Source organism: Bradyrhizobium sp., assembly GCF_035652035.1.
Classification (GTDB): domain Bacteria; phylum Pseudomonadota; class Alphaproteobacteria; order Rhizobiales; family Xanthobacteraceae; genus Bradyrhizobium.
Genome location: NZ_DASREO010000083.1, coordinates 1 through 3986, shown reverse-complemented (window position 1 = coordinate 3986; position 3986 = coordinate 1). Strand labels below are relative to the sequence as shown.

General features: G+C 62.0%; 5 protein-coding genes. 2 read left to right on the top strand and 3 right to left on the bottom strand.

Features of this window, described 5'->3' with window-relative positions; all coding sequences use genetic code 11:
• Positions 1-534 precede the first annotated feature (534 nt).
• Together VFB05_RS22270 and VFB05_RS22265 are read left to right on the top strand one after the other, a co-directional pair.
• Positions 535-2010 carry a hypothetical protein gene (locus VFB05_RS22270; RefSeq protein WP_325016245.1) on the top strand — a complete coding sequence of 492 codons (1476 nt, stop codon included), beginning with the start codon at positions 535-537 and terminating at the stop codon, positions 2008-2010.
• 36 nt (positions 2011-2046) lie between these two features.
• On the top strand, positions 2047-2388 hold the full coding sequence (locus tag VFB05_RS22265; RefSeq protein ID WP_325016244.1) for a cupin domain-containing protein: 342 nt from the start codon (positions 2047-2049) through the stop codon (positions 2386-2388).
• 126 nt (positions 2389-2514) lie between these two features.
• Here the strand turns inward: VFB05_RS22265 and VFB05_RS22260 are convergent, their stop codons facing one another.
• The 3 genes from VFB05_RS22260 to VFB05_RS32215 all read right to left on the bottom strand — a co-directional run.
• Positions 2515-3435, bottom strand: a complete 921-nt coding sequence (locus VFB05_RS22260; protein ID WP_325016242.1) for an ABC transporter substrate-binding protein — start codon at positions 3433-3435, stop codon at positions 2515-2517.
• 42 nt (positions 3436-3477) lie between these two features.
• Positions 3478-3855, bottom strand: a complete 378-nt coding sequence (locus VFB05_RS22255; RefSeq protein ID WP_325016240.1) for an Hsp20/alpha crystallin family protein — start codon at positions 3853-3855, stop codon at positions 3478-3480.
• Positions 3856-3867: 12 nt separating this feature from the next.
• On the bottom strand, positions 3868-3986 hold a 119-nt coding region (locus VFB05_RS32215), incomplete at its 5' end, for an Hsp20 family protein (protein WP_414643238.1).

The window sequence follows — 3986 nt, the reverse complement described above, 5'->3', positions numbered from 1 at the left end:
AAGCAATTGTGGGAACTGCCTACGACTATGTATCTCCCTGCCAAGGACATTCCAACGCTCGAGCACAGCGTGGTCCAGGTGAGCGCAAAGATTCGGGCGATTCGCGGCCGGTGACACATCTCATCGCTTTCCTGACCGCCGTATTACTTGCAACGGTAATCGGAGAGGTTCTTGCGGAAGATCGCGTTCTCGAACTCGCAATTCATAACGCAGAGTCCCCCGCGAAGCCTCGAGTTCTGTCAGTTCTGCAGAACGATCAAGTGGTAATCCGTTTGACCTCTGACAAACCGCTGCACGTCCATCTTCACGGCTACGACATCGAAAGCGACGTCGTGCCGAACGTTGTGACCTCGTTACGCTTCACCGCAACTGCAACGGGGCGTTTTCCGATCGAGGTCCATTCCGACCAACTCCGGAGACCACGACCCCTTGCGTACGTCGAAGTTCGGCCACGGTAGGCAGATCCAAAGCTTGATGACACGGGTAGCGGATCGACGCCTGTGGCGGCGATCCGGCGCGTGGCTGATATCGATCTTGATGGTCGTTTCCCCGCCCGCATCTGCGCACGGCTTCGGTCTGCGTTACGACCTTCCGCTTCCCTTGATGCTCTGGATCATTGGAGCAGCCTCGACCGTTTTGCTGTCATTTGTCTTAGTTGCGATCGCCGTGCGGTTGAATCCGCGCACGCAAGCCCCTGTGCAGCTGAATCTCCTGCGCTGGCAGATGGGCCGAGTCGTTACCGGTCAGACGATTCGCTTCGTTGCGCGGCTTCTCGCGGTTGGAGCGCTGATCCTGATCGTCGTCGCCGGAATCATCGGCGACCAGACGCCCACTCGAAATCTTGCTCCGACCGCAATCTGGATCGCATGGTGGGTCGGGGTTTCTTACCTGTCGGCTTTCATCGGTAACGTATGGTGCGTCATCAATCCGTGGGCCGCGCTATTCGAGTGGTACGAGCAAGCCATGCCAATCCAGTCGGCCTGGCGAGGGGCGGGGATTGGTTGGCCAAGACACCTGGGTGTCTGGCCGGCGACCGCACTGTTTATCGTCTTCGCTTGGGTCGAGTTGGTCTGGGACGGTCGGTCCATTCCATTGCAGCTCGCACGGCTGACCATCGGATTTTCTGTCCTCACTTGGATCGGAATGTATTTGTTCGGACGCAATACTTGGCTACGGTATGGCGATCCGTTCGCGCTTGCGTTCAGCGTGCTTGCGAGGTTCGCGCCGACCGAAATGCGCGTTGAACGGCAACCTCGCGAGGTATCCGCGGCAAACGGCGGCGTGACGATCAGCGAGCGGGAACAAGGCTATGAAGCGCCGGAATCCTCGCGGAGATGGATCTTACGGGCGCCAGGAACTGGACTGCTGGATAGCGAGAATGTCACCCCGTCACTTGTCGTGTTCGTCCTGGTCATGCTGTCGACCGTAACGTTTGACGGCTTGATGGCAACTCCGTTGTGGCAGCGCATCGAGAACACTTTGTACGAAGGGCTGTCCGCGCTCGGAAACTACCGGCTGGCCTTCATCAATACCCTCGGCCTTCTTTTCTTTTGTGCGATTTTCGTTGCGGTCTATCGCGCGGTCGCGACACTGGTTGCGAACGCCTCTCAAGGGTCTATCACGGTGGATGCGGCAAGCCGCGCCTTCGTTTTGACGCTTGTTCCGATCGCGATCGCATATCTCATCGCCCATTACTTGAGTTATTTCCTGATTCAAGGGCAGTTGCTGATCCGGCTAGCTTCGGATCCATTCGGATTCGGGTGGAACATCTTCGGCAGCGCGCACTTTCGACCGAATATCGGCATCGTTGGCGCACGCTTCACATGGTATACGTCATTGTTCGCTATCGTAGTAGGCCACGTGATCGCGGTATCACTGGCGCATATCATCGCGCTTCGCAAGATTGCTGATCCTCGCGCGGCAATGCGTAGCCAAATTCCAATGGTCGTGCTGATGGTCGCGTATACGATGGTGAGTCTGTGGATCATCGCTCAGCCGATTGTCGAATGAGGATCGAATATGGCGTTCGTTACGGAGACGGAGCAAATGAAACCGGTACTGTTTTTTGCAGCTGGGATCGCAGTTGGTTTGTGGACCTCGCTGGTCACTGCTCAAGCGCCGCGTTCCATGGCGATACTCAATACGCCAGCAGTTTATATCGAGCTCTTGACGCTCGTCCCCGGCGACGGATCCGGTCAACACTCCATACTTCCAGGCGAAGTCGGCTTAGTTACCGAAGGCGAGGTGGTTCTCTCGAGCCCGAATGGACGCGAGTTTCTTCAAGCGGGTAAGGCGTTTTGGTTACCAGGACTCACGCCGCACGATATTCGCAACGAGAGCAATCGGCCTGCAAGGGTCTACGTCGTCGCGATGAAGCGTTGCGATTGAGATGAAACCGGTTTTCGCAGTAGAAGCCGTAGGACGCTCCTACCGTGGCCGATGAGAAGAGCGTGTAGCCGTCGGGCGCGGCGCCGAATCTATGTGATGCGGGCCGCCGGCTGGAAACGGCGCGCTTCATGCACTCCTCTGGAAATCGCAGACGCATTCGGCATACGCGGCGCGGCGCGCGATGAAGCCCCCGGCCTGGAGGCTGTGGGCGAGGCGCTCGAAGCCCGGCTCGGAGACCGTGGTGGTGCGCGACCAGAGGCCGGCGCGGTGATAGCGCTCGAAGGCGGGACCGAGCAGCTCCTGCGGCACATCGGGGAAGAAAGACGCCGTGACGCGCGCGAGCCGGGCGGGGCCTTCGGCTGCGAGCCAGTCGAGCATCACCTGCGTGGCGCGCTCGAGTGCGGCGAATTCGTCGCGCCGCTTGGCGGCGCTATCGCGCGAGGTGATGAAGGCGGTGTAGGCGGTCGGCCCGCGCGAGCTGGCAGCGTAGAGAATCGCGTTGCCAGCGGCGAGCGCTTGGCTCGCATAAGGCTCGAAGAGCTGCACCACATCCAGCTTCCCGGCGGCGAGCGCCTCGAGCTGCTCGGCCATGGTGAGGTTGTCGACCAGGCGGCCGCGGCTTCGCATCGCCGCGGTATTGACGCCGGCCTCCTCGAGGTCCGCGCGCAGGCAGTACCAGGGCGTCGGCACCTCGGAGACGACGCCGAGGCGAAGCGCCCCCAGGTGCTGCAGGTTGAAGCCCGCGCCGAAGGCCGGCTGGTTCCTTTTGCCGACGAGATAGAACGGATCGCGCCCGACCACCTCGCCGAAGCACACGAGCCGCGCGCCGTCCTCCGGCGACGAGTCGTGGTCCTTCAGCACGCGCATCGGCCCGCCCCATTGCGCGTCGATGCCGCCGCGCTTCACCTCGCCGATGGTGCTCCCCGGCGCGCCGGAGACGAGCCACTCGACCTCGAGGCCCTCTCGCGCGGCGAGCCCGAGCGCGCGGATGGCGTAAAACGGCGCGTAGAAGACGGCGCGGAAGTTCTCGGCGATGCGCAGCTTCATCCGCCGGCGAGTATAGGCCGGCGGTCGCTGCCTGGCTGAACGCTAGCCGCTCACCTGGATGCGCCGCGGCCTCGCGTGCTCGGCCTTGTGGATGCGCACCTTGAGCACGCCGTTCTTCAGCTCCGCGCTCATGCGCAGCGGATCGAGCTCGCGCGAGAGCGTGAACACCCGCCGGTAGCGCGGCAGGCTCACTTCCACATGCGTCGCCTCCATCTCCTTCGGCATCTCGAGGCCCATCTCGCCATCGATCACCAGCACTTCACCGTCGATGTGCACGTCGAGGCGCTCCTTCGGCACGCCGGGCAGGTCGGCGTAGAGCGTGATGCCTTCGGTATGCTCGATCACGTCGACCGGCGGCAGGAGTGCCGGCTGCTCGGCGGCCTGCGCTTCCCTCGCGACGCGCGCGTCATTATTGGCCATGGGTTCTCCTCGTCAGTTGACCTGGATGCGCCGCGGCTGGGCGGCCTGCTGGCGCTGGATGCTCACGTGCAGCACGCCTTCGCGGTAGGTGGCGCGCACTTCGTTCGCGTCGAGGTCGTCGGTGAGCGAGA

Coding starts and splice junctions, on each gene's coding strand:
- VFB05_RS22255 (WP_325016240.1), bottom strand. CDS start 3,855: ATGGCCAATAATGACGCGCGCGTCGCGAGGGAAGCGCAGGCCGCCGAG.
- VFB05_RS22260 (WP_325016242.1), bottom strand. CDS start 3,435: ATGAAGCTGCGCATCGCCGAGAACTTCCGCGCCGTCTTCTACGCGCCG.
- VFB05_RS22265 (WP_325016244.1), top strand. CDS start 2,047: ATGAAACCGGTACTGTTTTTTGCAGCTGGGATCGCAGTTGGTTTGTGG.